The 3,885-nt window shown below is 43.5% G+C and carries 4 protein-coding genes; 2 read left to right on the top strand and 2 right to left on the bottom strand.

Annotation, left to right across the window (positions count from 1 at the left end):
* Positions 1 to 252: 252 nt before the first annotated feature.
* The gene (locus ACLQ6D_RS03050) at positions 253 to 1,593 is read left to right on the top strand and encodes a hypothetical protein (RefSeq protein WP_411725790.1); all 1,341 of its coding nucleotides are present in this window, start codon (positions 253 to 255) and stop codon (positions 1,591 to 1,593) included.
* A 150-nt stretch (positions 1,594 to 1,743) separates the two neighbouring features.
* Positions 1,744 to 2,190, top strand: coding sequence for a hypothetical protein (locus ACLQ6D_RS03045; protein WP_411725789.1), 447 nt, complete (start codon positions 1,744 to 1,746; stop codon positions 2,188 to 2,190).
* 139 nt (positions 2,191 to 2,329) lie between these two features.
* Here ACLQ6D_RS03045 and ACLQ6D_RS03040 read toward each other — a convergent pair whose 3' ends face one another.
* Positions 2,330 to 2,839, bottom strand: a complete 510-nt coding sequence (locus ACLQ6D_RS03040) for an ABC transporter permease (protein ID WP_411725791.1) — start codon at positions 2,837 to 2,839, stop codon at positions 2,330 to 2,332.
* 96 nt (positions 2,840 to 2,935) lie between these two features.
* Positions 2,936 to 3,885 (bottom strand): phospholipase A2 (locus ACLQ6D_RS03035; RefSeq protein ID WP_411725788.1); only part of this gene is annotated, 950 nt, incomplete at its 5' end.

Here is a 3,885-nt window from a genome sequence, read left to right as displayed (position 1 = left end):
GATCGTATGCGTCTTGATTTCACTACCTTGTGTATCTACGGCTGAGCAATCTTCGGGGTATGAAAACCTGCTGGCATTGTCAGTACAATCCGCTGTGAAAATCAAACTGTAAGGTGAATTCGCCGTTAGGCAATCCGCCATAATCGAAACCCATAATATTGAAACCTGTCTGGTTTTTCCACATTTGGCTACAGTTTGAGCCTTGGCAGGAAGAAGCAGCCGAGCAAGAGGCATGGCTTAGGAGTTGAATCAGTGGTATCCAAAAGAATTCACTTACCGATTATTGTTATTGTGCTTTTAATTGTTTTTTCATTATTCCACGCGGTAAAAGCGGAGGAGTCCGTTTCGATATCAAAACAGCAAGCATGGGAAAACTACCAAAACTATCGAGCCGCAATTGTAAGTGCATGGCAGGGATACCGAGATGTGAATGCAAAAGCTTGGAGTATATACCGAGATGTGAATACGAAAGCATGGTCATTCTATAGATCCGAGACATCAAAGGCCTGGATGAATTATCGTGCGAAGACAATAACAAAAGAAGCCTATGAAGCCAAGATAAAGGTAGCAGATGAGAACTATAAATCAGAACTAAAAGACCTACGGCAGGTATATGAAATAAATATAAAGCAAATAAAGGAATGCTATGATGCGACGATAAAGCAAATAAAGGAAAGCTATGATGCTGAGATAAAGAGATTGGATGCGGCATACAATACAACAACCCCTCTTCAACCTCGTACTATAGCAGCGGGCGTAGCTACACAAACACTCAGTCAATGTTTAGCTTCAGGAATTACTGGAGGAGGGGAAGCAGTTGAAATATCAAAGACAGGGGGAAATGTTGCTTCTCAATGTAATGCGCCCAATGCCAATATCGATAAAAAACTCTATATCCCTGGCCTAAACTGCCGCCAGCTTTGGGAATACTATCTTTACTATCGATTATCCATCCCAACATTTACCAACGCCCAAGAACTTATTTCACTAGCCGAAGAAAGAACGCTACAGGTATATAAATTTGTTGAAAAAATTAATCTGATAGGCGGAGCGTTTGATAGCGTCGCATCTTCGGAAGGAAAGATGAAAATCTTTAACGCCGTTTGGGAATCGTCGGGGCTAGCACTAAATCTTGTTCCCTTGGACGAAGCACGGGGCGCGGAGTTTGCGAGAGACCTAATTAATTGGATGCGAGAATCTTTGGCTGCGTCAGTGAACACTATCGCAACAGGAGTTGCAAGTCCTCCATATGCGGTCGTAGTGGAACTCGCCAATCGTTTTGGAGCTTTATGGAATATTCAATTCAAGGTATTGGCCGAACGTAATGCCATAAGACTCGCTGACGAATACTTAACCTTATACTACCGGAAGGGTAGTGATGCTGCGAAGGTCGCATCAGCTTACGGGCTTCCGAGTTCGGCGACTACCGAGGACGTGATGAAAAGCATCGCGAAACAACTCGGAATGGGCTGGCTGGACTATAACCTTAAAAAAGCCAGTCAATGGGTATCTTCCTTCAAGGTCGCAATCACCAATGCGACCAACGTTTGCATGCAGGATTCCGCCTGTACGGGTAGTCAAGCTACCAAGTAGCCTCGATGAAGCCTGCGGAATCGAGGATTGTAAGCTTCAATCTTCAGGAGTGGATCATCGACTGCTGAATTGGAAAAACAACTGTTGATTAATGGGTTAAAATTACCTCTTTAAAAGAACACATGCGTTGTTGAAAAAAGAGTCCTGCTAATGAAAAATATCTATTTGGATGTGTGTACTTATTGCCGTCCATTTGACAATCAAGATGCCTTGCGAATACGTTTAGAAACAGAAGCGTTTTATTTGATTATGCAGCATATTCAGAAAAATCGTTATCAGTCTATTATTTCGCCCGTACATGTAAAAGAAATTGAAGCTATCTGTGCAATAGAAGAGCGTTTAATGTTAACAACACAGCTTAAACACCTTACGCAACTACCCGTTAATAATTTATCAGAAATACGCTCGCGGGCAGATTGCTTACATCAACTTGGTTTTGGTATTGCTGATGCTGCCCACGTTGCTTATGCTGAAAATTTAGCAGATGTTTTTATCACTTGTGATGATAAATTGCTAAAAAAATGTCAAAAAGAAACAACATTGAAAATTATCGCCATGAATCCACTCGAATTTGTTTTAACTGAGGATTTACAATAATGAAACAATCTACAATGATGAATGAAACCCAATTGATTCAACAAGCTATTGTTGTTTTAATTGAAAAATTAGGTACAACAGATGCCAATCGTTTTTTATCTCTTAAATCATCCGACCGATTAGACTCTGTTTTAAGACATCAAACATGGCAAAAAACACTGAATAAAGATACTTTTTTTGATGACGTGTTTAAATAAAATTTTACAACCGGGTAACCCGTAAGGGATACGATCCCCATGAGCAAAGCGCATTGAATCAGACACAGAACAGCCAGTGGCAGGAGCTTGCTGATCAGGTAGGGCATGATGCCCAGATTCACCGAGCGTTCACGGAGATAAATGGGTAATTCCTTGACCAGTTCACGCGCCGAATTAAGCGTGCCAAACCAGATAGAAGACAATACGAGTATAAAAAATATCTGGCTCTCCGCCGCTGCACGCTGGGCCGGCAAGCCTTTTGTGTCAAATACCAGACCGATAACGACAGCGATTAATGGCGCCTGTAGCAGCAGGATCAGAAGATTTTTCCGATCGGAAAGAATGAGATCGAGGTAGCGGCGCATCAGCGTACTTGTCTGCCGCCAGTCGAACCAACGCGGTAAGGTGTAATATGTAGGGCTAAACCGATTGTCGTAATATTCATGGCGGATTCCTCTTCTTCTTTCAAGTGGTTGTTATACTCTTCCACTTTGGCACATCGCGATGCCGCTAGGAAGAGGAGGAGTCCATACCATTAACCTACGCCGCTATTTGAGGCGTATTATGCTGATATAGCATCCAGAATCGCCTCCACAGGATATATTCACCCATACATTTGCCCCCTTTTTTAGTAGGTTCCTTATCGCACTATCAAACTTGATGCGCATGTCAGCACTTGAATCAGATGGGTTGACCTTGTATATAACACCACCCCTATTGTTATAAATTTGAACGGCTCCAAGACCCCAAATCGATGCCTGTATGACTTTGCCTGAGCTAAGCTTGATGGTTAGATCATGGCATGTTCTTCTGTCACCTTCCGACAAATCGCACCTTGATAACGACAAAATCTTTCCATCGTAAGCCCCCGATGTGGGTGCCTCTCTCTGAAAATCAATGCTTCGAATGTCTTCATTGCTAGGAGCCGGCAATCCCACAGTAGCTGGACAGTTCGCTCGTGCCTGCTTAAAAGGCGTATCACCTTTTTTAGACACAGCCTGAAAGAAAATCTGCGCGTAAGAAATACAAATTGCTCTGTTCCAAGCGCTTTCGCAAACCCCTTCAGCATCCTCAAGCAACTTCTTGTCACAAAGCAACTTCTTGTCACTTTCGGGCTTACCTGTTCTACAGTCGCCGTAGCACGCGTCATGAGCTTGACAGGCCGTATTAAAGCTGAAACCTACCACGGTTGCTTGGCTTACTTCCAAAAACTGTAAACCCAACCGTTGATACCACTTGCTGCCGCAATCGGTGAGTGATGATGTCTTGCTTGCTGTTAGTGTAGGAGGTGTGGAGCCAGCCGTCTTAAACATATTGTCCGTTTGCAGCCTCTGATCGATAAGCTTCTCCGCAGCCCCTTTGAGGCTGCCGGAAACAGCCGGCCAGGAGCAAAGCGTCGCAAGAACAACCAGCAGCACCAGAACAAGCTGGATAACACTTTGTCTTTTTGGCTTCATGTTTTGACGCCTCTTGGTTTGAGTTTTGCGTTTATACCAAC

Origin of the sequence: Methyloglobulus sp., from assembly GCF_046714055.1 — a bacterium.
Taxonomy (GTDB): Bacteria; Pseudomonadota; Gammaproteobacteria; order Methylococcales; family Methylomonadaceae; genus Methyloglobulus.
Note: the sequence above shows the minus strand (reverse complement) of the source record. Positions and strands in the feature narration are given on the sequence as shown.